Source organism: Nocardia sp. X0981 (assembly GCF_977089955.1).
Map to the genome: position 1 here is coordinate 1012528 of NZ_OZ372435.1, position 24835 is coordinate 1037362.

Annotated in this window: 22 protein-coding genes and 1 riboswitch; of the genes, 14 read left to right on the forward strand and 8 right to left on the reverse strand. The window is 68.1% G+C overall.

The window, feature by feature from the left end; translation table 11 throughout:
- Window position 1: 1 nt before the first annotated feature.
- From ACYR7D_RS04400 to ACYR7D_RS04410, 3 genes are all read left to right on the forward strand, one after another.
- Entirely contained in the window at window positions 2-1366 is a 1365-nt protein-coding gene (locus ACYR7D_RS04400) for a hypothetical protein (RefSeq protein ID WP_459548351.1), read from the forward strand.
- 68 nt (window positions 1367-1434) lie between these two features.
- Entirely contained in the window at window positions 1435-2409 is a 975-nt protein-coding gene (locus ACYR7D_RS04405; RefSeq protein WP_459550009.1) for a glutamate ABC transporter substrate-binding protein, read from the forward strand.
- Between the two features lie 134 nt (window positions 2410-2543).
- Window positions 2544-4856 carry a serine/threonine-protein kinase gene (locus tag ACYR7D_RS04410; RefSeq protein WP_459550010.1) on the forward strand — a complete coding sequence of 771 codons (2313 nt, stop codon included), beginning with the start codon at window positions 2544-2546 and terminating at the stop codon, window positions 4854-4856.
- 70 nt (window positions 4857-4926) lie between these two features.
- Here the strand turns inward: ACYR7D_RS04410 and ACYR7D_RS04415 are convergent, their stop codons facing one another.
- From ACYR7D_RS04415 to ACYR7D_RS04425, 3 genes are all read right to left on the reverse strand, one after another.
- The gene (locus ACYR7D_RS04415; RefSeq protein WP_459548352.1) at window positions 4927-5328 is read right to left on the reverse strand and encodes a PIN domain-containing protein; all 402 of its coding nucleotides are present in this window, start codon (window positions 5326-5328) and stop codon (window positions 4927-4929) included.
- Complete coding sequence (locus tag ACYR7D_RS04420; protein ID WP_459548353.1) at window positions 5325-5549, reverse strand: type II toxin-antitoxin system VapB family antitoxin; 225 nt, start codon at window positions 5547-5549, stop codon at window positions 5325-5327. Before ACYR7D_RS04420 ends, ACYR7D_RS04415 begins: the two co-directional genes overlap by 4 nt.
- Before the next feature lie 118 nt (window positions 5550-5667).
- The gene (locus ACYR7D_RS04425) at window positions 5668-6768 is read right to left on the reverse strand and encodes a CaiB/BaiF CoA transferase family protein (protein WP_459548354.1); all 1101 of its coding nucleotides are present in this window, start codon (window positions 6766-6768) and stop codon (window positions 5668-5670) included.
- A 150-nt stretch (window positions 6769-6918) separates the two neighbouring features.
- On the opposite strand from ACYR7D_RS04425, the gene ACYR7D_RS04430 reads away from it, so the two are divergent.
- Window positions 6919-7470 carry a methylated-DNA--[protein]-cysteine S-methyltransferase gene (locus ACYR7D_RS04430; RefSeq protein WP_459548355.1) on the forward strand — a complete coding sequence of 184 codons (552 nt, stop codon included), beginning with the start codon at window positions 6919-6921 and terminating at the stop codon, window positions 7468-7470.
- A gap of 22 nt (window positions 7471-7492) precedes the next feature.
- Here ACYR7D_RS04430 and ACYR7D_RS04435 read toward each other — a convergent pair whose 3' ends face one another.
- Window positions 7493-7885 carry a VOC family protein gene (locus tag ACYR7D_RS04435; RefSeq protein WP_459548356.1) on the reverse strand — a complete coding sequence of 131 codons (393 nt, stop codon included), beginning with the start codon at window positions 7883-7885 and terminating at the stop codon, window positions 7493-7495.
- Between the two features lie 95 nt (window positions 7886-7980).
- On the opposite strand from ACYR7D_RS04435, the gene ACYR7D_RS04440 reads away from it, so the two are divergent.
- The gene (locus tag ACYR7D_RS04440) at window positions 7981-8964 is read left to right on the forward strand and encodes a helix-turn-helix transcriptional regulator (protein WP_459548357.1); all 984 of its coding nucleotides are present in this window, start codon (window positions 7981-7983) and stop codon (window positions 8962-8964) included.
- Between the two features lie 42 nt (window positions 8965-9006).
- On the opposite strand, the gene ACYR7D_RS04445 is transcribed toward ACYR7D_RS04440, so the two are convergent.
- Window positions 9007-10938, reverse strand: a complete 1932-nt coding sequence (locus tag ACYR7D_RS04445; RefSeq protein ID WP_459548358.1) for a cutinase family protein — start codon at window positions 10936-10938, stop codon at window positions 9007-9009.
- Between the two features lie 1676 nt (window positions 10939-12614).
- On the opposite strand from ACYR7D_RS04445, the gene ACYR7D_RS04450 reads away from it, so the two are divergent.
- Genes ACYR7D_RS04450 through ACYR7D_RS04460 form a run of 3 tightly spaced genes read left to right on the forward strand, consistent with a single transcriptional unit; the run spans window position 12615 to window position 13996 of the window.
- Window positions 12615-13118 (forward strand): fluoride efflux transporter FluC, encoded by a 504-nt coding sequence (locus ACYR7D_RS04450; RefSeq protein WP_459548359.1) that lies wholly within the window; start codon window positions 12615-12617, stop codon window positions 13116-13118.
- On the forward strand, window positions 13115-13477 hold the full coding sequence (gene crcB / locus ACYR7D_RS04455; protein WP_459548360.1) for a fluoride efflux transporter CrcB: 363 nt from the start codon (window positions 13115-13117) through the stop codon (window positions 13475-13477). Before ACYR7D_RS04450 ends, crcB begins: the two co-directional genes overlap by 4 nt.
- 36 nt (window positions 13478-13513) lie before the next feature.
- A complete protein-coding gene (locus tag ACYR7D_RS04460) occupies window positions 13514-13996 on the forward strand; it encodes a DUF456 domain-containing protein (protein ID WP_459548361.1) in 483 nt (160 codons plus the stop codon).
- 46 nt (window positions 13997-14042) lie between these two features.
- On the opposite strand, the gene ACYR7D_RS04465 is transcribed toward ACYR7D_RS04460, so the two are convergent.
- Window positions 14043-14906, reverse strand: a complete 864-nt coding sequence (locus ACYR7D_RS04465) for an amidohydrolase family protein (protein ID WP_459548362.1) — start codon at window positions 14904-14906, stop codon at window positions 14043-14045.
- 70 nt (window positions 14907-14976) lie between these two features.
- The gene (locus tag ACYR7D_RS04470; protein WP_459548363.1) at window positions 14977-16365 is read right to left on the reverse strand and encodes an FAD-dependent oxidoreductase; all 1389 of its coding nucleotides are present in this window, start codon (window positions 16363-16365) and stop codon (window positions 14977-14979) included.
- Window positions 16366-16593: 228 nt separating this feature from the next.
- Between ACYR7D_RS04470 and ACYR7D_RS04475 the strand changes: the two genes are divergently transcribed.
- The 3 genes from ACYR7D_RS04475 (at window position 16594) to ACYR7D_RS04485 (ending at window position 18886) form a co-directional block, all read left to right on the forward strand.
- Window positions 16594-17064, forward strand: coding sequence for an Rv0361 family membrane protein (locus ACYR7D_RS04475; RefSeq protein WP_459548364.1), 471 nt, complete (start codon window positions 16594-16596; stop codon window positions 17062-17064).
- A gap of 64 nt (window positions 17065-17128) precedes the next feature.
- Window positions 17129-17241, forward strand: a riboswitch (SAM riboswitch).
- A 17-nt stretch (window positions 17242-17258) separates the two neighbouring features.
- Complete coding sequence (locus ACYR7D_RS04480) at window positions 17259-17675, forward strand: rhodanese-like domain-containing protein (protein ID WP_459548365.1); 417 nt, start codon at window positions 17259-17261, stop codon at window positions 17673-17675.
- Window positions 17672-18886 carry an O-succinylhomoserine sulfhydrylase gene (locus tag ACYR7D_RS04485; RefSeq protein ID WP_459550011.1) on the forward strand — a complete coding sequence of 405 codons (1215 nt, stop codon included), beginning with the start codon at window positions 17672-17674 and terminating at the stop codon, window positions 18884-18886. The genes ACYR7D_RS04480 and ACYR7D_RS04485 overlap by 4 nt, the downstream gene beginning before the upstream one ends.
- Window positions 18887-19045: 159 nt before the next feature.
- Here ACYR7D_RS04485 and ACYR7D_RS04490 read toward each other — a convergent pair whose 3' ends face one another.
- Window positions 19046-19813 carry an HAD-IIA family hydrolase gene (locus tag ACYR7D_RS04490; RefSeq protein WP_459550012.1) on the reverse strand — a complete coding sequence of 256 codons (768 nt, stop codon included), beginning with the start codon at window positions 19811-19813 and terminating at the stop codon, window positions 19046-19048.
- A gap of 198 nt (window positions 19814-20011) precedes the next feature.
- Here ACYR7D_RS04490 and fgd point away from each other — a divergent pair, with 198 nt between their 5' ends.
- The 3 genes from fgd (at window position 20012) to ACYR7D_RS04505 (ending at window position 24797) form a co-directional block, all read left to right on the forward strand.
- Entirely contained in the window at window positions 20012-21022 is a 1011-nt protein-coding gene (fgd, locus tag ACYR7D_RS04495; RefSeq protein ID WP_459548366.1) for a glucose-6-phosphate dehydrogenase (coenzyme-F420), read from the forward strand.
- A gap of 443 nt (window positions 21023-21465) precedes the next feature.
- Window positions 21466-23538: a phosphate acetyltransferase gene (gene pta / locus ACYR7D_RS04500; protein WP_459548367.1), complete on the forward strand. Its 2073-nt coding sequence runs from the start codon at window positions 21466-21468 to the stop codon at window positions 23536-23538.
- The gene (locus tag ACYR7D_RS04505) at window positions 23535-24797 is read left to right on the forward strand and encodes an acetate kinase (RefSeq protein WP_459548368.1); all 1263 of its coding nucleotides are present in this window, start codon (window positions 23535-23537) and stop codon (window positions 24795-24797) included. Before pta ends, ACYR7D_RS04505 begins: the two co-directional genes overlap by 4 nt.
- The last annotated feature ends 38 nt before the right edge of the window (window positions 24798-24835 follow it).

Genomic DNA, 24835 nt, shown 5'->3' on the forward strand with positions numbered 1-24835 from the left:
CATGACGCGGTTGGCGGAGGATCGGGTGGCAGCCGAGCCCGACCCGGCCCACCCGGAACCGGCACCCGCGCCTCCGCCCGCGCGGGCACGCATCGTTCGTCCCCGGATGCGGCTGGCCTGGAAGTGGCTGGATCCGGCGCGGTTACGGATGTTCGCGCAATCCTCCCCCGGGCGGCTGATCGGGATCGGATTACTGCTGGTCGTCCTGTGTCTGGGCGCGGGTCTGGTCACCGCCGGGACCGTGCACGACCGCCAGCGGGACCTGGACGTCCTACTCGCCGACACCGAGCCCGACGCCCATGCGGCACACCGGCTCTACACTTCGCTCTCGGTCGCCGACGCCGCGGCATCGACCGCCTTCATCTCCGGGGGTCTGGAACCGCAGCAGGTGCGTGACCGGTACAGCCAGGCACTGGGCGAGGCCGGCGCCGAACTGGTGACGCTGACCGGCGACGGCGGCGACGATATCGAACAGCGAATGCGTATCGGTTCCGGGCTGCCGGTGTACGCGGGATTGGTGGAGACCGCGCGGGCGAACAACCGCGAAGGGCATCCGGTGGGCGCGGCCTATCTGAGTGAGGCCTCGAATCAGATGCAGAACGTCTTGCTGCCGACCGCCGAACAGCTGTACGTGCGGCGCGCGGCCGTGGTCGAGACCGCCCAAGACGGGCACGTCCGGCCGCCGTGGTCGGCGATCGTGCTGCTGCTGATCGCGGTGGCGGCGCTGTTCTGGGCGCAGCGGCTGCTGGCCCGGCGCTGGCGCCGGACCTTCAATCCGGGACTGCTGCTCGCCTCGGGGGCGGTACTGATCCTGCTGCTGTGGACCGTGGTGGCCGGCTCGGTTTCGGCGGTGGCGATGTCGAGTGGACGCTCCGACGGGACGGTGCCCGCCGCCCGGCTCACCGAAAGCCGCATCCTGGCGCAGCAGGCACGTTCCGCGGAGACCCTGAAGCTGGTGCGCCGCGATGCCACCGGCGATTACGACCATGTCTTCGACGCGAATATCGCCCGGCTCGACGAACTACTCGCCGGACACGACGATCGCGCCACCACCGATGCGCGCGCCGCGCTGCTGCAGTGGCTGGCCGCGCATCAGCGGATGAACGAGGCGTTGAACCGCGGCGAGTTCGGCCGGGCCGCGACCATCGCCACCGCGCCGGGCACCGAGAACGCCACGGTGCACGTGGACGCCCTGGACAAGGCCTTGGGCGCGGGGATAGCGGAGACCCGGGACACGCTACGCAGCAATATTTTCCACAGCGCCCGGGTACTCGATTATCTGGCGCCCGGCGCGCTGATCCTCGGAATCGCCGCCGCGGCCTATATCGCGATCGGCCTCTGGCCCAGACTGCGGGAGTATCGATGAGACCTGCGCGCAACCCGCTCCGGCCGGTGACCTCCCGGCAGCCACGAACCGATCGGCCCCGGGCCGGAATGCTCCGGCGGTCCCGGCAGCTGCGTGCCGGAATGGTGTGTGCCGCGCTGCTGCTCAGCGGCTGCGCCACCGGCCCGGACCCCTACAGCGAGAACGCGCACGGCGACTACGCGGAACCTCCGCTGCCCGCCCAGGCGACCGCGATCCCCGCCGACAGCCCCGTAGCCGTGCCCCGCGACCCAGCCTGTGGTGATCCGACGGCCAGCCTCCGTCCCGTACCGGCACCGACCGGGCCCACACTGAACCGGATCCGGGCCCGGGGCCGCCTGGTGGTCGGCTTGGACACGGGTAGCAACCTGTTCAGCTTCCGCGATCCGAACAGCGGTGTGATCGTCGGCTTCGACGCCGATATCGCCCGTGAGGTGGCCCGGGATCTGTTCGGCGATCCGGATCGCATCGAGTACCGCAGTCTCGGTTCCGAAGAGCGTGAAGCGGCGCTGATCGACCGCCGGGTCGATATGGTCATCAAAACGATGACCATCACTTGCGCCCGGTTGGAGCGGGTGGCGTTCTCCACCGTCTACCTGCAGGCGCATCAGCGCGTGCTGGCGGTGCGGGGTTCGGGGATCGAGAGCCTGCAGGATCTCGCGAACAAACGGGTCTGCACGATCCGGGGGACCACCTCGCTCGAACACATCAGGCGTCTCCAGCCGAAAGCGTCCATCCTGACCGTTCCCACCTGGGCCGACTGCCTGGTGGTGCTGCAGCAGCGGCAGGTCGACGCGGTGAGCACCGATGATTCGATCCTGGCCGGGCTCGCCGCCCAGGATCCGCATACCGAACTGGTGGGCCCCAGTATCAGCCAGGAGCCGTACGGTATCGGGATCCCCCGGGAAGACCAGGATCTGGTGCGGTTCGTCAACGGTACGCTCGATCGTATTCGCGCGGACGGCACCTGGGATCGCCTCTACAACCATTGGCTTTCCGCCCTCGGGCCCTCCCCCGGACCTCCACCTGCGACCTACCGGGACTGATCGTCGTGGCGACCGACGAATCCGGCTACCGGCTCGGCTCCGGAAAGACCCCGGAGCCGCCGGAAACCCACGCGGTCGACGCCACCCACTATCGATCCCGGCGGTCCGGGCACGATTCCCCGGAATCCGGTGGTATGCCGACTCGACGTGGACCCCGCGCGGCGGACGCGAGTTCCGAATCCCCCGATACGGCCGCGTTTCCGGGCACCGCCGCCATCCCGGGTACCGCCGCCGTGGACATCACCGGTCCCGGATCGGGCTCGATGGATACCGGGCGCGGAAGCGGTTCGCAGATGCGTACGGGGCGCAGCAACCGCACCGTGCGCTCCCGGCCGACAGTGCGCACACTCGTCGCCGGGCTGGTGGAGATCCCGCCCGTCGAACCCGCCGACCCGGCCCGCGCCGTACTGCCCGATCCGGTGGTCGCGGAGGGAAAACGGTTCTGCTGGCAGTGTGGTGAGCCGGTGGGGCGCGCGAGCGCGGGCGGACCGGCCACCACCCGCGGCGCCTGCCCGAGCTGCGGCGCGCACTACGATTTCCGGCCCGCGCTGCGGCCCGGCGATATGGTGGCCGGGCAGTACGAGATCCAGGGGTGTCTCGCGCACGGTGGCCTGGGCTGGATCTACCTGGCGATCGACCGGAACGTGAGCGACCGCTGGGTGGTACTCAAAGGGCTGCTGCACGCCGACGATATCGAGGCGCAGGCGGTGGCCGTCGCCGAACGCGAATTCCTCGCCGAGGTGGCGCATCCGGGCATCGTGAAGATCCACAACTTCGTAGAGCACCGGCCGTCCGGGGGCGATCCGATCGGTTTCATCGTCATGGAGTACGTGGGTGGCCGTTCGCTGCGGAGCATGCTCGACGACCACCCCCGCCCGGAGCGTATCCCGGTGGCCCAGGCGATCGCCTACATTCTGGAGGTCCTGCCCGCGCTGGACTACCTGCACGCCACCGGACTCACTTACAACGACCTCAAACCGGACAACATCATGGTGACCGAGGACCAGGTCAAACTGCTCGACCTGGGTGCCGTGGCACCGATCGACGCCTACGGCAACCTGTACGGCACGCGTGGTTTCCAGGCTCCCGAGATCGCCCGCACCGGCCCGACCGTGGCCTCCGATATCTACACGGTGGGCCGCACTCTCGCCGTGCTCACGCTGAACATGCCGACCGAGCACGGCGCCTACTCCGAAGGGCTGCCCACACCGGAGGACGAGCCGATCCTGGCGGAATACGAATCCTTCCACCGCCTGCTGCTGTGCGCGACCGACCCCGACCCGGAACGCAGATTCGCCTCGGCCGGGGTGATGGCCGGCCAGCTCGCCGGCGTGCTGCGGGAGATACTGGCTCTCGAGACCGGTATCGAACGCCCGCACCGGTCCACGGTATTCGGTAAACAGCGCAATGCTTTCGGTACCGAGGCGCTCATCGGCCAGACCGACGCCTACGCCGACGGGATCGGGCGCGACGCCCTGCTGTCCGCGGCCGATATCGCCGCCGCCCTGCCGATTCCGCTGCTGCCCCCGTCCGATCCGTCCGCCGACCGGCTGGCCGGTACCTTCCGGTCCGATCCGGAACAGGCGATGGTCGCCCTGCACGAGGCGCGGGAGCAGCTCGCGCGGGATCCCGCGGCGGCGCCGGAGAACCTCGAATACGAATTACGGCTGGCCGAGGCCCGGATCCTGCTGGATCTCGACCGGGCGGAGGCCGCCACCGAACTGCTCGCCGCGATACCCGGAACCGGCCGCCGGGATTGGCGTATCGACTGGTACACCGGCCTGGCGGGGCTGCGCGAACAGGACTACGAGAAGGCATATTCCGCCTTCGACGAGGTGCTGCGGGTGCTGCCGGGCGAACCGGCGCCCAAACTCGCCCTGGCCGCCACCGCCGAACTCGTCCTGCAGCACTGGCAGCCGGACGAGAGCCGGGCCTGGCGCGATTACGCCGAGAACTTCTACACCACCGCCTGGCGCACCGACCACGGTCTGGTGAGCGCGGCATTCGGCCTGGCCCGGTTGCTCACCGTCACCGGCCGCTACGCGGAGGCGATCGCGGCCCTCGACGAAGTGCCCGCCTCGTCGCGGTATTTCACCACCGCCCGGATGACCGCCGTGCTGTTGCTGCTCACCAGCGCACCGGTCGCCGACCTCCCCGAACGCACCCTGCGGGAGGCCGCGGGCCGCGTAGCGGCACTGCCGCAAGGGGAACGCCGGGTGATGCAGTTGCGGATCATGGTCCTCGGTAGTGCTCTGGCCTGGTTGCAGGCCGGTAATACCGCCCGCGGACCCGCGGCACCGCTGCTGGGGGTGCCGTTCACCGAACACGCGCTGCGCGACGGCACCGAAAAGGACCTGCGCACCCTGGCCCGCCTGGCCCCCGACCGCCGCCACCGTTACGCCCTGGTGGACCTGGCCAACTACATCCGTCCGACCACATGGTTCTGATCCTGCCGGTCCGGTCGTCGGGCACCCCCGCGAACCACAGGGAGGTCGGGACCGGCCTCGGGCGAGGCCATCAGACGATCCGGCGAACCGGCTGGCGCGTGAGGCGAGCGATGGTTTCGAAATCCGCGTCCGCGTGCAGCAGTGTCAGCTTGTGGTGCACGGCCGTGATCGCCACCACCAGGTCCACCGGACTCACCGATTGGTGCCAAGATTTCTCGGCCAGACGATGCTGCAGTTCGGCGGTGTCGTCCCAAAGGCTTTCGCGTGTGACGTAATGAGGGAAGGTCTCGCGTAACAGACTGTCGGCTTCGTAGTAGGCGTGACGTGCCCCGGCCGCACGCAAGTATTCCTGGCGGACCGGCTCACATATCCCCACCCGTCCCGCCGCGACCACCTCATCCCATTCGGCATCGCTCTGGCGGCGGAAAAAGCGAACAAGGGCACTGGTATCGGCCAGAAACAGTTCCGTCACGCGACACGGCCGCTATCAGCGGCATTTCCCTCCGGTGTTCCGAAGTCGAGTTCGCCTTCGGCCACCAACTCACGCATACGGGCGACAGCGGCAGCTCGGCGCCGCCGGTCGCCGATCTCGCGTAGCGCGGCGTTCACGGTGTCTTTCTTCGTGGAGGTACCGAGGTGCCGAGCCGCTTCGGCGAGCGCCTCGTCGTCTATGTCGATCACTGTTCTGGACACGCCCGCGACCTCCCCTTGATATACATTACGAAAATAATATATCACCGGCTGTCGGGGTCGGTCGACACCACGACCCGTGCGGCCGGCCGCACACCGGGGCGGCCGGCCGTCGCGAGGATCAGTCCGTCCAGACCGATTCGATCGGAGTGGCCTCGGTGGGCGGCGGGGTGGGAACGCCGTTGGGGGTGCGGGAGAAGCGCGGCGCCGGGGCGTGCTGGGTGACCCCGTCCAGTTCGATCAGCGAGCCGCGGGCGGCGATGTGCTCGTTACCGCCCGCCTCGTCGAAGGTGAGGACCGGGCTGACACAGGCATCGGTGCCCGCGAAGATCGCGGTCCACTCGTCCCTGGTCTTGCTGCGGAACTTCTCGGTGAACAGTTTCTTGAGCGTGTCCTGCCCGGCGGGGTCCATCTGGAAGGGCAGACCCTCGGGGTCGATCTCCAGGCCGGCCAGCAGCTGGGCGTAGAACTGCGGTTCGATCGCGCCGACCGCCATGTACTTGCCGTCGGAGGTCTCGTAGGTGTCGTAGAAGGACATTCCGGTGTCGAGCAGGTTGGTGCCCCGCTCCGAGGACCAGGCGCCGGTGCCACGGAAGGCCCAGATCATATTGGACAGCGCCAGGGTGCCGTCCACCATCGCGGCGTCGATGACCTGCCCCTGACCGGAGTTCTGGCGTTCCACCAGCGCGGCCAGGATGCCGAACACGAGGAACATGGAGCCGCCGCCGAAATCACCGACCATGTTCAGCGGCGGCACCGGCCGTTCGCCCTTACGGCCGATGGCGTGCAGAACACCGGTGAGACTGATGTAGTTGATGTCGTGCCCCGCGCGGTCGGCCAGCGGGCCGTTCTGGCCCCAGCCGGTCATCCGGCCGTACACCAGGCGCGGATTGCGTTCGAGCAGCGCGTCGGGCCCCAGGCCCATCCGTTCGGTGACCCCGGGACGGAAGCCTTCGATGAAAACGTCCGCCTTGTCAACCAGACCGAGCACCTTCTCGATATCCGCCGGATCCTTGAGGTTGGCTTCGACGACGGTGCGGCCACGCAGCTGAGGCCGGTCGGCTCCGCCCGGCAACTGGCCGGCCCGCTGGATCCGCACCACATCGGCGCCGAGATCGGCGAGCAGCAGCGCGGCATGCGGCCCCGGGCCGATCCCGGCCAGTTCGATCACGCGAATACCCGCGAGTGGGCCCTGCTTGGTGGCGGTGGATGGTGTGCTCACGCCTTACCTCGGTTCGTCGTCGATCCATTGTCCGCCCGCGGCCACCCGCGGGTCATATTGACAATATGACAACAGGCGCGCCCCGTCACTGCCCCGGGGTGATCGGGTCCCCTTCCCTCAGGTGTCGGTGGGCGCGAGCAGACTGGTGGCATGCCGGACAGCGCGGTCGCACCCCTCGACGCGACAGATTTCGACACCGCCATCGGCCGCTGCGCCATCGCCTGGCACGAGGAGACCGTGGTCGGCTTCCGGCTACCCGGTGAGACACCGGCGACCTCCGTCCGTTTCCGAGGTCACGAGGCCCGCCGGCTCCCCGAACCCACCGACGGCGCACGCGCCGCGGCGATCGCCGGTATCCGGGCCCACCTCGACGGCGACCTCGACGATCTCCGCTGGATTCCGCTGGACCTCGCCGGCCTACCCGAATTCCATCGGCGGGTCTACACCGTGACCCGGGCCATCGACCCCGGGCGCACCCTCAGCTACGGCGAGGTCGCCGAACGCTGCGGTGCGGTGGGCGCGGCCCAGGCGGTGGGCCGGGTGCTGGGACGCAACCCGATCCCGCTCATCGTCCCCTGCCACCGGGTACTGGCTGCCGATCACGCCCTGCACGGTTTCTCGGCGCCGGGCGGAATCGAAACCAAACGGCGGCTCCTGGCGATCGAACGCACCGCCGGTTTCGGCGAACCCACCTTGTTCTGATCGCGACGATCGGCCGCCTGCCTCACTTGCGGTCGAGAATCTCCAGGTAGTGGATATTGCTCATGATGCCGAGCACGTTGCCGAACGGATCCACCACCGAGGCGGTGACGAAACCTTCCCCACGAGTGGTGATGGGTTCGTATTCGGTGGCGCCCAGTTCGAGCAGTCGGTCGAATGTGGCCCGCAGATCGTCGACATGCCAGTACGAGATCGCACCGCCCGGCCCGGATCCGGCCTTTTCCGGCTGGTGAGCCCGATCGACCAGCCCGAATTCGTGCTCGTAGTCACCGATCCGGAACTCGTAGTAGCCGGGAACACCGAAATACGGCTGCCTTCCGAGGAATTCGGCGTACCAGTCCTTGGCGGCAGCCAGATCGTCGGCATAGAACGTCACGGTCGTCATTCCGCGCAGCATCGTTGTTCTCCTCGGTAGTGGTTCGAGCTGATGGAAACCATCCTCGCGATAGAAGTGCTCACCTTATGAGCACTTTTCCGGGCAGAATGACGAATATGCGAGCGGACCGATTGGTGGCCACCCTGTTGTTGATGCAGACCCGCGGCCGCGTCACGGCCGCCGAGGTCGCCGCTGAACTGGAGGTGTCGGTGGCTACCGCCCGCCGCGATCTGGAAGCGCTGTCGACGGCCGGAGTGCCGGTCTATCCGCAACCCGGCCGCGGCGGCGGCTGGCAACTGGTGGGCGGCGCACGCACCGATCTGAGCGGGCTCACCGCGGGAGAGGCGCGAGCGCTGTTCCTGCTCACCGGCCCCTCCGCGGGCGCGGTGCCGGAGGCACGCTCGGCCTTGCGCAAGCTGTTGCGCGCCCTACCGGAAACCTTCCGCGGGGATGCCGAGGCCGCCGCCGACGCGGTAGTGATCGATCCGGCGGGCTGGGGCCGTACCGAACGCGAACCACCCGAAATCGTCCAGCGCTTGCAGGAGGCGGTGGTGCGGCGCCGCAAGGTCGCGTTGCGCTATCGGGGTCGCTCCGGTGACCCGACCGATCGGCTGGTCGACCCGTGGGGCCTGATCGACAAAGACGCCATCTGGTATCTCGTGGCCGGAACCGAACGCGGTCGCCGCACCTTCCGCATCGACCGGATCCTGCACGCCGAACTCACCGACCGGATCGCCCACCGGCCCGCCGACCTCGACCTACGGGCCCTCTGGGCGGAGGTCGTCGAGGAGATGGAACAGCACCGCGCGACCACCGCGGCCACCGTCTCGATCAGCCCACGATTGCTGCCGATCCTGCGCGATCAGCAGGGCAGGCACTGCACGGTGGAGGGCCCCGCCCCCGACGGCCGGATCCGGGCCCGGATCACCGCCCCCACGCCGAGAACGCTCGCTCAGCAACTCGCGGGTTGGGGCACCGATATAGAGGTGACCGGACCGGAATCGGTGCGGGCCGAACTCGCCGCGCTCGGTGCGGATCTGGTGGCGATGTACGGGCCACCCTCTGCTACGACTGGATCGACAGCCACCACCGCGCGCTGAACGCCGACCGCTACCTCCAGTGCTGCTTCCCGGGCCACGCCGCTATCGCGGCAGCCGTAGCCGACGGCCGCCGGCCCGATACCGGGCGCGAGGCGCCGCCGGGCCACCGGGCGCCACTGGCAGTGGACGACGCCGGTGACCGCCGGGTACGGCACTTCGCCGAGTGGGCCACCCCGGAAGACGCGGAACAACCCGCCACAACGCGACGGGGATGCGGCCCCGGTTCGGCCCTCGCCTGCCATACCCCCGGCGCGCCACCCGGATCGCCCCGCAAGCGCATGCCGATACGAGGGCCAGGAACACCAGCCCCAGCAGATAGACACCGAGTCCGTGCGGCGAACGCCGGCCGGTCTCGGTGACGGCGAAGGCCCGGGGCACGGTTCCGGACACGATATGGCGGACCTCGGGGCCCGGGAGCAGCCGCTGTGACGGTGGCACCGGTGTGGCGTCCGGCTCGATCAGCAGCGGGCCCGCGGGGATCCACTGCGGAGGAGCCGGTTCCGGGAGCCGGTGGAAGGCGAGGTCCGCGGCGAGAGCGGCGAACCATTGCAGGATGAGCCCGGCGACGGGCCGGCCGTCCGGAGTGTAGGCGACGTGGAAGTAATCACCGTGTTTGCGGATCGTATCGGTGTAGCGCAACCACAGCAGGGGATCGAGCAGTTCGGCATTATCGGCACTCAACTGGCCGAGGGTATCGAACATCGTGCTCACCAGGTTGAACACAGTGCGATGCGGCAGGGGGCGCTGGGAGGCGGCCGTGATCGCGGTGGCGGTGCGTTCGAGTCCGGTGAGCGGGTCGGGGGCAGTGGCTATCGCGGCGACCTCGGCGGGCTCCAGCGCGATACCGACGATGGCCAGCAGGGTGTTGAGTACGGTGGTGCCCAGTTTGAACAGCGCCGCGCGTTCCTGAGGAGCACTGGCCGAGCGCGGGTCGGCGGCTTCGGCCAGCCGTACGCCGAGCGGTTCCTCGGGAGTCAGCCGCAGTGTGCCCAGGGAGTAGCCGTGCAGGTCGTGGGTCACGACAGCGGTCGCCGTCCGGCCGAGCGTCGCGGTGAACCCGTCCGCGATGGAGGACAGCGCCCCGACCGGATCCGTCGGAATGAGTTCGGCTTGACCGAGAATATTGGCGGCCATGTGCAGTAGCGGGGCGTCGGCGGGGGCGTCGCAGGCTAGATCGCCCGACTGACACAGCGAGGCGACGCGGCCGGTGAGAGCACCGAAGTCCGGGGCGATATCGCGCAGGGGTCCTATCCCACCGCCCGTGGCGGGGGCGCGGGGGAATTCCGGCAGCGCCGCCAGTTCCGCGCCCGTCGTACCCGGGGCGGGGTCCGGGCGGCTCTGCCCCGGCCGGCCCGGGAATGTCGCCGCGCCCGGAGCACGTGTGGGGTCGGCCAGCAGGGCGACCGCCGCGACACGATCCGCCGGCACTGCCCCCGTCCCCGCGCCTATCTCGCGCGCGAACATCGAAACAACATGCGCCCCCTGCGAATACCCGATCATCGCCAACTGGGTACGGGGGCAGCGGTCGACGACCTCGGCCGCCATCTCGCGCAGCCGGTCCAGCCCTCCGCTCGCCGACGTCGAGTACGGGGTGGCCGTGGCACCGGGCAGCGCACTACCGAATGTGGCCTGGTAGGGAACATAGGCGCGACCGACAGCGGGTCGGCGGCCCGGCTCCGTCAGCGGTCCCAGCACCATCGCCAGCATGCCGGTATCCGCCACCACCGGAGAATCCGGGGAGGACTGTCCGGTCCCTTGCACACCGAGAACGAAAAGACCGGGACACCCGCCGGCCTCCGCCAGCGCCCCCTCGATACCGTCCTGGGGGGCAGCGCTCCCGTCCTGCGGGATGGCGCTCCCGTCCTGGGCCGTGGCGATCGCGGGTGGACCGACCGCCAAGAGGGCGAGCCCTACCGTCACCGCACCGGCCAATGCGCATACCGCGCGCTCGGCCACCGTACGAGCGCACCTCATCCAGACCTCCGGATTCCTCGAAAACGGCGCGGCTACGGACGACGCCGAGTCGCGGTCGGGCTCATGGACGATCGCTAGGGCACTACGAGCCCGATAACGAGATCCAGCACCATGCCGACAAGCCGACCGACCACACTCAGAAGCAACTGGTCTCTCCTCGAACCGAATGCGGATACGTGGCCGCGTTCCGCGGGCGAAACGGTTGTGATATCCAAAGGCCCGCCCCGGTCGTTGCCGCACGGCGATCGACCGGGACGGGTGAATTCGTATCGCCCTAACGGAAGAGCTCGTCAGGTGCAGTGTTGCCGAGCACTTCCTTTGTGGGACAACGATTCAGAACAGCACACCAACGAGACCGGTGACCACTCCGCCGAGACCGGCGACGACACCACCCACGAGTTCCACCAGACCTCCGAGCAAACCCTGCATTTCCTACCTCGTTTCACTGGTTTCGTTGTCCGTCCGGGCGCCCGCCCGGACCCTTACACGGTTGCGCTCTCACCCAAGCCCGCAATAGCCGATCGGCACGTCGGCCGCACTACACGATCAGCAGTTATGGCTTGCGGCTATGAGACATACCACTTGATATTCGGTACGGGCGGACAAATGGATGGGCTCCATTCCACGGCCGGCATCGCCGAGTGGAACCCGGGGAACATCCGAGTCCATTCGTTTCCCGCGGCCACCGGATCGTGCTACGGCTCGTTACCGCTCGACAGGGGAAAGCACTTCCGGGCATCCACATAACTCGGCAGTGCGGCAGTGGCGTACCGGCACTCGAGAGCCGCCGGCCCGGTGCCCGCCGGGGTGCGCACGATCCTGAACCGCTCGTCCACGAGGCCCTCTACCGGCGCGGTCTCGGGAGCAGTACAACTGAGCGCCCGCGCCGCCATCTCGTCGGTGTCGAAGTGAACGCTTTCGCAGGTATAGGCCCACCGCGAAGATTCCGGTTGATATCGAGCGAAGCCGAGCGGCGCGAAAACGGACAATGCTGCGGCAGCTATGAATACACCGGCCCCGGCACGTACGCAACGAGTGGTCATCGGCGTTCTCCTGATTTCGGACCCGATTCGGCGGCACGACACCACTTCTGGAGACGAGACATTACAACTGTGGCGCCCACGGCCCGCGCGGGCGAGCAGGAGATATCCGCGCAAGCCGGGCCCACAGTAACCGCTGGATCACATTCCGCCCGGGTACGACACACACCTGCGCGATCATCGGCTCGCACCGATCCGCCGTCGCGTACCGCGCCCCGGAACGGAAAACGCCGCCAGGTGATTCACCTGGCGGCGCGAGTCTCCCGGCCGCACGGACCGGAGAGCCGACGTCCGGCAAGCGCCTCTCGGCGAGTGGTCGCTCGCAGCGACAAAGGGTGAGGCCCGGGGCTGCTCGAACGTCGACAGCTTCTTCAACCGTGAGGTCGCGGGCCCTATTCCACCCGCTGGATGTGATCCGGCCTACAGGGGAACCGGGCGGGCGCGGGGCGGGACGGCGCCACACCGGAGGCAAGAAGACGGAGGCAGCTCCCGGCACCCGCTGCACTAGACTGCGATACGCGGCGGTGGGGCTCGCCGCTTCGGACACCGGCTCCGGAACAACCGCGGACAAGGTCTGCCGCCGACAGTCCCTACGCCATCACCCCGTCCCGGACGGTTATGGAGTAGGAGACACCTGTGCCCACCGACCCGCAGCAGTCCCCCGATTCGCCGCCGCCCGTCGACGCCGATATCGATATGCGCGATCCCCGGCAGCGCCGCGAACTCACCCGCACCCACGGGGCGGTCCTGGCCGTCATCGCCGCCGGCGGCGCGCTGGGCGCGATGACCCGACACGGGCTCACCGTGTGGTGGCCCACCCCCGCCGGGGGGTTTCCCTGGGCGGTGTTCGTGATCAATGTGAGCGGTAGTTTCCTGCTGGGCGTGCTGATGGTCGTGATCACCGAACTCCGGCCCGCTCATCCGCTGCTGCGTCCTTTCCTCGGCGTCGGAGTACTGGGCGGCTTCACCACCTTCTCCACCTACGCCGAGGACATCCGGACCCTGCTCGGGCCGGCCACGGCCCCGGTCGGCATCGCCTATCTCGCCGCCACGCTCATCGCGGCGATATCGGCGACCGTGGCGGGAATCGGGCTCGCCCGAACAGCCGGCCGGCCCGGAGCCACGGCGGTGCCCCGGTGACCGTGCTCCTGGTGATCGCGGGCGCCGCCGTGGGCGCACCGCTGCGCTATCTACTGGACCGGGCCGTCCAGACCCGTCATACCGGCCGGTTCCCATGGGGCACGTTCGTGGTCAACGTATCCGGCTGTCTACTTCTCGGTGGGCTCACCGGTGCCGGTTTACCGGCGCTGTGGACGACATTGGCCGGTACAGGTTTCTGCGGTGCGTTCACCACGTACAGCACCTTCGGTTACGAAACCGTGCGCCTCACCGAACAGCGCGCCTACTCGACCGCCATCGGCTACGCCGTGGGCAGTGTCGTCACGGGAGTGACCGCGGCCGTGGTGGGTTGGTCCGGTATGCACGCACTTCTGGGATGAGACCGGTCGGGCGCCGTATTCGGATAGCGTGGTGAGGTGAGCGTATGGGGTGAGATCGTTGTCGGCCTGGTGATTCTCGTCGGCCTGGTCGGTATCGTCGTGCCGATTCTGCCCGGGGTGATCCTGATCTTCGCCGCCATCGCGGTATGGGCCTTCCTCACCGGGGGCACCACCGCGTGGGTGGTACTGGCGATCAGCGCCGTGCTGCTGATCGTTTCCGGGGTGGTGAAATACACCTGGCCCGGCCGCAACCTGAAAGAAGCGGGCGTACCGAACCGGACCCTGCTACTCGGCGGAATCGCCGGTATCGCCGGGTTCTTCGTGATCCCCGTGGTCGGGCTCTTCGTCGGCTTCGTCGTGGGCGTGTATCTCGCGGAGCTGCAGCGGATGCCCGACAACCAGCAGGCCTGGCGATCGAGCAAACACGCCGTCAAGGGTGTGGGCCTGTCGATCCTGGTGGAATTGCTGGGCGCGTTACTGGCGAGCGGTGTGTGGGTCCTCGGCGCGATCGCTGCCTGAGCCGGCGGATATACCGTTCGGCGGCACCGGAACGGCGGGTACCGGGTTACCGCAGGCGCTTCTCGATGATCGGCAGCGGGCGCGTGGTGCCGTCCGTGGACGGTTTCCGCTCGGGGTCCGGCGGCGGCCGGAACAGCGGCAGCGTGGGGGTGGGGTCCTCGGGAGCCCGGTCGATGGCGGGTAGGCCGTAGAAGGCGCGGGCGTTGTCCTCGAGCACGGCATGCATATCCGTGCCCACCACATCACAGATCAATTCCACATCCGACTCACGGAAGGGGCGCCCGGCGCGAGTGCCCGGCAGATCACTGCCGAACATCAGCGCCTCCGGGTTCACCGCGTGGATCCGGCGCAGCGTGGTGGCGATATCCATATCGACCCGGCCGAAACCCGTCGCCTTCACCCGGGCCCCCCGATCGACCAGGTCCAGCAGGTAGGACACACCTTCTTCGGACATCCCGAGATGATCGATCGACACCTTGGGCAATTTCAGGATCACCGGTTGCAGCGAGGCCAGCATCTGGCCGTCCACGTAGATCTCCACATGCCAGCCGGCCAGTTCGTACGCGCGCAACGCCTGGCGGGTCATGCTCGCGATATCGGCGGCGGCGCGCTTGAGATTGAACCGCACCGCCCGCACCCCGGCCGCGTGTAGATCGAGGATCTCGGCATCGGAGGCGTCCAGGTCCAACCGGGTCACCCCCACCCAGCCGGGGCCGAGTTCGGCCAGCGCGGCCCGCAGGTAGCTCTGGTCGTTGCCCTGGAAGGACGCGCTGACCACCGCGCCGCCGGAAAGGGGGAACCGGGCCATCCGCCGCCGGTAGTCGGCGATGGTATAGGGCTTCGGCAGGTAGCCCTCGTTCTCGATCAGCGGAAAACGCGGATCGATGATGTGCACATGGGCGTCGAACACGGATACAGAATGCCTGATATATCGAGGCGCCGCCCGCTCCTCCCAGCACCGGCAGGAGCGGGCCGCACGCTCAGACCTTGTGCGGTTCGCTGGCGCGCAGCATATCCTCGCGCTCCACGACCTTGACCCGTTCCCGGCCCTCGGGCTCGCCGAGCGCGCGTTCGTGCGCGTCCAGGCGGTACCAACCGGCCCAGGTGGTGAACGGGATACCGCGGCCCTCCAGGAACTCGAGCACCGCCTCGGGCTCGGGGTTCTCGGCGGCGGTGAAATTCTTGCTGTCGTCGAGGAGGCAGGCGACCGTCTCGTTCGCGTCACCCTTGGTGTGACCGATGAGGCCGACCGGACCACGTTTGATCCAACCCGTCACGTAGGTGCCGGGCATGTAGCGGGCGGCACCGTCGGCATCCTCGTCGACCAGCACACGGCCCGCCTCGTTCGGGATGACCCCGGCCTGGTCGTCGAACGGCAGTTCGGAAATGTTCTGGGAGAGGTAGCCGACGGCACGGTAGACCGCCTGCACATCCCAGTCCTTGAACGTCCCGGTGCCCTTGACGTTGCCGGTGCCGTCGAGCTGAGTGCGCTCGGTACGCAGCCCCACGACCTTGCCGTCCTCACCCAGGATCTCGGCGGGGGATTCGAAGAAGTGCAGGAACAGCTTGTGTGGCCGGTCACCCTGGTCCCGGATGGCCCACTGCTCCAGAGTGTTGGCCACCATATCGACCTGCTTGGAATGACGGCGCGCGGCCTCGGAGCCCTCGTCGTAGTCGATGTCCTCCGGGTCGACGATCACCTCGATCGTCGGCGAATGGTCGAGTTCGCGCAGCTCCAGCGGAGTGAACTTGGCCTGCGCGGGCCCACGGCGACCGAATACGTGCACCTCGACGGCTTTGTTCGCCTTGAGGCCGGTGTACACGTTCGGCGGGATCTCGGTGGGCAGCAGTTCGTCACCGGTCTTGGCCAGGACCCGCGCCACGTCGAGGGCGACATTGCCGACCCCCAGCACCGCGACCTTCTCCGCGTCCAGCGGCCAGGTGCGCGGCACATCCGGGTGGCCGTCGTACCAGGACACGAAATCGGCGGCACCGTAGGAACCGTCCAGGTCGATACCCGGGATGGGCAGCGCGCGGTCGGCATTGGCACCGGTGGAGAAGATCACCGCATCGTAGAAGCGGCGCAGATCGCCGAGGGTGATATCGGTGCCGTAGTCGATATTGCCGAGCAGGCGCACCTGCTCCTTGTCCAGCACCTTGTGCAGGGCGGTGACGATACCCTTGATCCGCGGATGGTCGGGCGCCACGCCGTAGCGGATCAGTCCGAACGGCGCGGGCATCCGCTCGAACAGATCGATCGAGACCTCGGCGTCCGACTTCATCAACGCGTCGGCGGCGTAGATCCCGGCCGGACCGGCTCCCACGATCGCGATCCGAAGCGGGCGGTTCGCTTCCTTCTGCTCGGTCATCTGTTACGCGCACCCTTGTCGGTCGAAAGAATAACTGGCGTTGTTGTTAGCTTAGGCTAAGTTGAAGCGTGGCTGTATGCGCCGTCATCGCGCCGTCGGCGGGCAGCTGTTCGCCGTACGTCTTCCCACGTCTTCCGCGGTAACCGTCGTGCGGCCACGCGCGGTCCCCCGCGATTCTATCGGGACGCGGGCGTATCGCCGATGCGGGGACCAGGGATGATCGACAGTATGAGCGATGCCGGACCCGCCGACGAACAGGCAGCCAGCGAACCGGAAGGCACCGAGCCACCGCGCACGATTACGCCGTTCGTCGTGGCCGCGGCACTCGCGGCCCTCGTTCTCGGCGGTGTACTCCTGGCCGGGCTACTGAAGCCCGTTGAGAAAAATGTCACAGATTCCGACCGGATCGCGGGCGCCGTACGCGAGTTCGCCGACGCCAGCGGCCGCTACGGGCTCCAGCCGCCGGAGCCGGCGGTCTGCCGCGGCTTCGACCCGTCCCGGTCCCCGCTGGCGGGCCGGCTCGAACCCGGCGAGACCGGATCCGACGTCGAAATCGAAACTTTCGGCGATATCCGGGTGACCGGCGAGGCCGCGACCGTCGTCGTCACCAGCCGGGTCGAGGACACCACGGAGACCGCCACCTGGCATCTGACCCGCTCCGCGGACGGCTGGCTGGTGTGCAACCAGCCGGTCGGCTGAAGCCGTCCGGCGTCGTCAACCCGCGTTTGACAGAGCCCCACCCGCCCGGCAATCTCAGGAGCTGGGTCATGAGCATCAGCGCCAAGCCCCGGCTCGCTGGTCGGCAACCCTCCTCCGCGGTGGGGTGCTCCGGGTGACGACCTGGCGCGCATCGAACCGATGCGGCAAGTGCGGATTCGCAGGAGGTGCCACGCATGAGTTACGCAGGGGATATCGCCCCGCAGCAGGCCTGGGAGATCTTGACCGATAATCCCGACGCCGTCCTGGTGGACGTGCGGACCGAGGCCGAATGGAAGTTCGTCGGAGTACCCGACACCAGTTCCCTCGACCGGCCCACGCTCTTGGTGGAATGGGTCGACGGTTCGGGCGCGCGCAATACCGATTTCCTCGACCAACTGCGCAAACTGCTGGGTGAACGTCCGGCCGACGCACCCGTGCTCTTCCTCTGCCGCTCCGGCCAGCGCTCGGCCCATGCCGCCGCCACCGCCACAGCGGCGGGCATCGCACCTTCCTACAACATCTCCGATGGTTTCGAGGGCCCCCTCGACGAAACCGGTCACCGCGGCGGCGCCGGCTGGCGGGCGGACGGACTCCCGTGGCGGCAGTCGTGATCAGCGGCGGTGCGTTCGAACGGAAACTGCCGGATGGGGTCGGACCGGCCACGCTGGGCGTACGCGGGGGCTTGAACCGATCCGGGTTCGAGGAGACCTCCGAAGCGCTGTACCTGAACTCCGGCTTCGTCTACGAGAGCGCCGAAGCGGCCGAGGCCGCCTTCACCGGTGAAGTCCCCCATTTCGTGTACTCCCGCTACGGCAACCCGACCGTGGCCGCCTTCCAGGAACGGATGCGCCTGCTCGACGGCGCCGAGGCGTGTTTCGCCACCGCCAGTGGAATGGCCGCGGTGTTCGTCGCGCTCGGTGCGCTCCTCGGCGCGGGCGACCGGCTGGTCGCCGCGCGCAGCCTGTTCGGCTCGTGCTTCGTGGTGTGCAACGAGATTCTGCCGCGCTGGGGTGTAGAAACGGTTTTCGTCGACGGTGAGGACCTCGACCAGTGGGAGGCGGCACTGTCGCAGCCCACGGCGGCGGTGTTCTTCGAAACCCCGGCCAACCCGATGCAGACGCTGGTGGACGTGCGCAAGGTCTGCGAACTCGCCCATGCCGCGGGCGCGAAGGTGGTACTGGACAATGTCTTCGCCACCCCGCTGCTGCAACGCGGTTTCGACCTCGGCGCCGACGTGGTGGTGTACTCGGCCACGAAACATATCGACGGCCAGGGCCGGGTGCTGGGGGGCGCGATCCTCGGGACCGAGGAATACATCGAGGGCCCGGTCAAGACGCTGATGCGGCACACCGGTCCGGCACTGAGCCCGTTCAACGCCTGGACCCTGCTCAAGGGCCTGGAAACCATGCCGCTGCGTGTACGGCAATCCACCGAATCCGCCCTGCGGATCGCACGCTACCTGGACGAACACCCTGCGGTGAGCTGGGTCCGGTACCCGTTCCTGGACTCCCATCCGCAGTACGACTTGGCGACCGCGCAGATGAGCGGCGGCGGCACCGTGGTCACCTTCGAGCTGAAAGCCGCCGCGGACACGGCCAAGAAACGAGCCTTCGAGGTGCTCAACCGGCTGCGGATCATCGATATCTCCAACAATCTGGGCGATTCGAAATCCCTCATCACCCACCCCGCCACCACCACGCATCGCGCGATGGGGCCGGAGGGGCGGGCCGGTATCGGGCTCTCGGACGGGGTGGTCCGGATATCGGTGGGCCTGGAGGATATCGAGGATCTGCTGGGAGATCTGGACCAGGCGCTGAGCTGAGCGGAGGGCGGCACGTCCGGCGCCTTCGCACACCCCGCGGGGGTTCACGGCAGCTGTCGGAGCCCGAAGGTCTCCTCCATGGAGAGCCGCTGCACGCGCTTCGGAGCCGGGGTGCGCCCACCCTCGGAGTCGATAGTCCGCGGGGTCTCGGGAGCGGGATCAGTCCGGTGGGGCGGTGAAGGGCGTTTTCACTCGACCCACCAGGTCGGCGACGGAGTTCAGGACCATGGTGGGGCGGTAGGGGTACTGCTCCACCGAGAGGCGGCTCGAAATTCCCGAGGTCACCAGAATGGTGCGGATACCGGCCTCCATTCCGGAGATCACATCGGTGTCCATCCGGTCGCCGATCATCACACTGGTCTCCGAATGCGCGCCGATACGACGCAGGGCCGACCGCATCATCAACGGATTCGGTTTGCCGATGTAGTACGGCTCGCGGCCGGTGGCGCGGGTGATCAGCGCGGCCACCGAGCCCGTGGCGGGCAGGACCCCCTCCCGGGACGGGCCGGTGGGGTCGGGGTTGGTGGCGATGAACCGGGCACCGCGCTCGACCAACCGGATCGCGGTGGTGATCGCCTCGAACGAATACGTGCGGGTCTCCCCCAGGACCACATAGTCGGGGTCCACCTCGGTCAGCACATAGCCGATCTCGTGCAGCGCGGTGGTCAGCCCGGATTCGCCGACCACATACGCGGTACCGCCCGGCCGCTGCTCGTTCAGGAAACTGGCCGTGGCCAGCGCCGAGGTCCAGATCGAATGTTCCGGGATGTCCAGCCCGCTCTGCCGCAGCCGCGCCTGCAGATCACGCGGGGTGCGGATGGAGTTGTTGGTCAGCACCAGGAACGGGATCTGCTCCGAGCGCAACTCGGCGAGGAACTCATCGGCGCCGGGCACCAGATGGTCTTCGGAAACGAGGACCCCGTCCATATCGGTGAGGTAGGACAAAATCCGGTCATCTGTGCTCACCCCGCCGATTCTGCGCTTCACCGGGCCGCCGGTGGGTATGCCGCGCCCGCGAGTCCACGCGGACGTGAGCGAGACCACCGGGCGCGAGCGTCCACCGGGCTGGCTATGGTCGAACCCGGACCGGAAACGGTCCGACACAACGCGACAGGAGTGGCGCATATGGGTGAGCTCAAGCTCGGGTACAAGGCGTCGGCGGAACAGTTCGGACCCCGTGAACTGGTGGAGCTGGCGGTGCTGGTGGAGGAACACGGCCTCGACAGCGCGACGGTCAGCGATCATTTCCAGCCCTGGCGGCACAAGGGCGGCCACGCGCCGTTCTCGCTGGCCTGGCTGGCGGCGGCGGGTGAACGCACCGAACGGATCATGCTCGGCACCTCGGTACTCACCCCCACCTTCCGGTACAACCCCGCCGTCATCGCGCAGGCGTTCGCGACCATGGGCTGCCTGTACCCCGGACGGGTGATGCTCGGCGTGGGCACCGGTGAGGCACTGAACGAGATCGCCACCGGATACGCCGGCGAGTGGCCGGAGTTCAAGGAGCGATTCGCGCGCCTGCGGGAATCGGTGGATCTCATGCGCGCTCTGTGGACCGGCGCGCGGACCGATTTCGACGGCACCTACTACAAGACGGTGGGCGCCTCCATCTACGACGTCCCCGAGGGCGGCATCCCCGTCTACATCGCCGCCGGGGGCCCGGTGGTGGCCCGGTACGCGGGCCGCGCGGGGGACGGTTTCATCTGCACCTCCGGCAAGGGGATGGATCTCTACACGGAGAAGCTGATGCCCGCCCTCGCCGAAGGCGCGGCCAAGGTGGACCGCGAGGTCGGCACGATCGACCGGATGATCGAAATCAAGATCTCCTACGACACCGACCCCGAGCTGGCACTGGAGAACACCCGATTCTGGGCCCCGCTTTCGCTCACGCCGGAACAGAAGCACAGCATCACCGACCCGATCGAGATGGAGGAGGCGGCCGACGCGCTGCCGATCGAACAGATCGCCAAACGCTGGATCGTCGCCAGCGACCCCGACCAGGCGGTGGAACTGATCGAACCGTATATCGACGCCGGCCTGAACCACCTGGTGTTCCACGCCCCCGGCCACGACCAGCGCCGTTTCCTGGACCTCTTCCAGCGCGACCTGGCCCCCCGCCTGCGCAAACTGGGCTGAGTTGTTATTTCGCGGCGCCTGCGGCGCCGCGGGTTCGGGGCCCTCGTGTCTCGGGTCTTCACTCCTGCGCTCGGTCGCTGCGCTCCCACGCTCCGTCGCTCCAGACCCGAGACGGGCCCCGAACCACCGAAGACACCCTCCGCGAAAACACCACCACCGAGACACTCCCCGCCAGGGAACCCACCCGTATGCGCTCCGCACACGGACTCACCCCGCAATCCGTAGTCCGGCCGCTCAGAGCTCGGAAACAGAAGGTCCGCATCCGGCGCAACACACAGCGCCGAGTCTTACGAGGCCCACAAAGGATTGAGCCCGCGTCGTGCTTCAGCCCGCGAAGCGCATGCGCCGCAGGCGCGAGTCTCGCGGGCTGAAGCACGACGCCAAGGGGGCTCGACCCCGCCGGCGCCGCAGGCGCCGCCATGAACGCAGCTACGCTTTTGGGCATGGCCGAGGTTGCTGCGTCCAGTGTGTACATCGCGTCGCCCGAGGGCGATACCGGTAAGTCGACCGTGGCGCTCGGCGTACTGCAGATGCTGTGCGCGACCACCGCGCGCGTCGGAGTGTTCCGGCCGATCGTCCGGTCGACGACCGAAGCGGATTACATCCTCGAACTGCTGCTCGAGCATTCCACCGTCGATATCGAATATCAGCAGGCGGCGGGAGTGAGTTACGAGCAGGTACACGCCGACCCCGACGCCGCCATTTCCGAGATCGTCATGCGGTACCACGAAGTCGCGTCCGCATGTGACGCCGTGGTCATCGTGGGCAGCGATTACACCGACGTCGCCGGCCCCAGCGAACTGCGGTTCAACGCGCGTATCGCGGTGAACCTGGGGGCTCCGGTGCTGTTGGTGGTCCGGGGGGCTGGGCGGTCCCCCGGCGAGGTCGAACAGTTGGTGGAGTTGTGTGCGAGCGAGTTGGCCTCCGAACACGCGCAGCTCGCCGCGATCATCGCCAACCGGTGTGCGCCCGGGGAGCTCGACGCGGTCCGGGCGGCCCTCGATCCTTTCGCCGTACCGTCGTGGACCCTGCCCGAGGTACCCCTTCTCATCGCCCCCACCATGGCGGAATTGTGTGCGGCGCTGGACGGCGAGATCTACAGCGGCGACCCCGAACTACTGCATAGGGAGGCTCTGGGCGTGATGGTCGGAGGGATGACGGCCGAGCACGTTCTGGAGCGGCTGCGCGACGGTACGGTGGTGATCGCGCCCGGCGACCGTTCCGATGTACTGCTGAGCGTGGTGAACGCGCACGAAGCGGAAAGTTTTCCTTCGCTGTCCGGCATCATCATGAACGGCGGATTGCTTCCACATCCGGCGATCGCCCGTCTCATCAGCGGGCTGAAACCGCGATTACCCATCCTCACCACACAGCTGGGCACCTACGAGACCGCCGGTGTCGCGCACCGCACCCGGGGCCGGATGTCGGTGGATAATCCGCGCAAGGTCGAAACGGCGCTGGCACTGATGGAAACCCATGTCGAAGCCGCCGCTTTCCTGCACCGGCTGGAGGTGCCGATGACCAGCGTGGTGACTCCGCAGATGTTCGAGTACCAGCTCATCGAGCGGGCCCGCGCCGACCGGAAGACGATCGTATTGCCCGAGGGTGACGACGATCGGGTGCTGCGTGCCGCCGGGCGGGTTCTGCAACGCAAGATCGCCGATCTGATCATTCTCGGTGACGAGACCGGGATCCGGGCACGCGCCGCGGAATTGGGAGTGGATATCGCCGATGCCCGCGTTCTCGACCCTCGGACGTCGGAGTATCTCGACGATTTCGCCCGGGAATACACCGAGTTGCGCGCGCACAAGGGGATGACACTGGAGCGGGCGCGTGAAACGGTCGCCGATATCTCCTATTTCGGCACCATGATGGTGCATCGCGGGATCGCCGACGGTATGGTCTCCGGCGCGGCGCACACCACGGCGCACACCATCCGCCCCTCGTTCGAGATCATCAAAACGGTGCCCGGTGTCTCGACCGTCTCCAGTGTGTTCCTCATGTGCCTGGCCGATCGAGTGCTGGCCTACGGCGATTGCGCCGTGGTCCCGGATCCGACCGCCGAACAACTCGCCGATATCGCCGTCTCCTCGGCGGCGACCGCGGTCCGCTTCGGAATCGACGCCCGGGTCGCCATGCTCTCCTACTCCACCGGGGAGTCCGGTAGCGGCGCCGATGTGGACAAGGTGCGGGTGGCCACCCACCTGGTGCGCGAACGGGCGCCGGAACTGCTCGTGGAGGGGCCGATCCAATACGACGCCGCCATCGAACCGACCGTCGCCGACGCCAAACTCCCGGATTCGGAGGTCGCGGGCCGGGCCACGGTTTTCGTCTTCCCGGACCTCAACACCGGCAACAACACCTATAAAGCGGTGCAGCGCAGCGCGGGAGCCGTCGCGATCGGACCGGTGTTGCAGGGATTGCGTAAACCGGTGAACGACCTGTCCCGCGGCGCGCTGGTCACCGATATCGTGAACACGGTGGCCATCACCGCCATTCAGGCGCAGGAGCAGTGACGGCGCCGCGGCGCCACGAACAGGAGACGACGGTGGACGGCGATCTCGTACTGGTGGTGAACTCCGGCTCGTCCTCGATCAAATATCAACTCATGGAACCCGACTCGGGTGAAGTGGTGGCCGCGGGGCTGGTGGAGCGGATCGGGGAGGACAGCGGCGCGCTCGAGCACACCGCCGGTGGCCGGACCCTTTCCGAGCAGGGGCCGATACCCGACCATACCGCGGGGTTGCGCCTGGCTTTCGAGAAATTCACCGAGACCGGGCAGGATCTCACCCGAGTGGGGGTGAGCGCGGTCGGGCATCGGGTGGTGCACGGCGGGGAGGTCTTCTACCGCCCGACCCTCGTCGACGAGCGCGTGCTGAGCACCGTCCGTGAGCTGTGCACGCTGGCGCCACTGCACAATCCGGCGAATATCCGCGGTATCGAATCGGTGCGCACCCTTCTGCCGGATGTCGCACAAGTCGCGGTTTTCGATACCGCGTTCTTCCACGGTCTGCCCGCCGCGGCACGAACCTACGCGATCGACGCGCGGATCGCCGCAGCGCACGGTATCCGCCGCTACGGGTTCCACGGCACCTCGCACGAGTACGTATCCTGCCGGGCCGCCGAATTCCTGGGCCGCCCGGCGGAATCGCTGAATCAGATCGTCTTCCATCTGGGCAACGGCGCCTCGGTGTCGGCGCTGCGCGGCGGGCGCCCGGTGGATACGAGTATGGGCCTGACCCCGCTGGAGGGGCTGGTCATGGGCACTCGGCCGGGAGATCTCGATCCGGGGATCATTCTGCATCTCGCGCGGGCGGCACATCTGAACATCGACGATATCGACCGGTTGCTCAACCGTGGCTCCGGTTTGCGGGGGCTGGCCGGTGTCAACGATTTCCGGGAACTGCGCCGGCTCATCGAAACCGGAGACGCCACCGCGAAAACGGCATACGACGTCTATGTGCACCGCCTCCGCCACTATCTCGGCGCCTATCTGCTCGAGTTGGGCGGGGTCGACGCGATCACGTTCACGGCCGGTGTGGGCGAGAACAGCGCGGATGTCCGCGCCGACGCGCTGGCTGGTCTGGAGCGGTTCGGGATCACGGTGGACGCGGCCCGCAACACCGCGGGCGGGGGTGGTGAACGCCGGATCTCGCCGCCGGGTGCCGCGGTCGATGTGCTGGTGATCCCCACCAACGAGGAACTCGCCATCGCGCGCGCGGCGGTGGCGGTGACGCGACAGCTCGATCCGGCACCGGATTCCCGCACCCGGTAGCCGCAGCGGTAGTTACCGGTCCGGTGCGGCTACCGGCA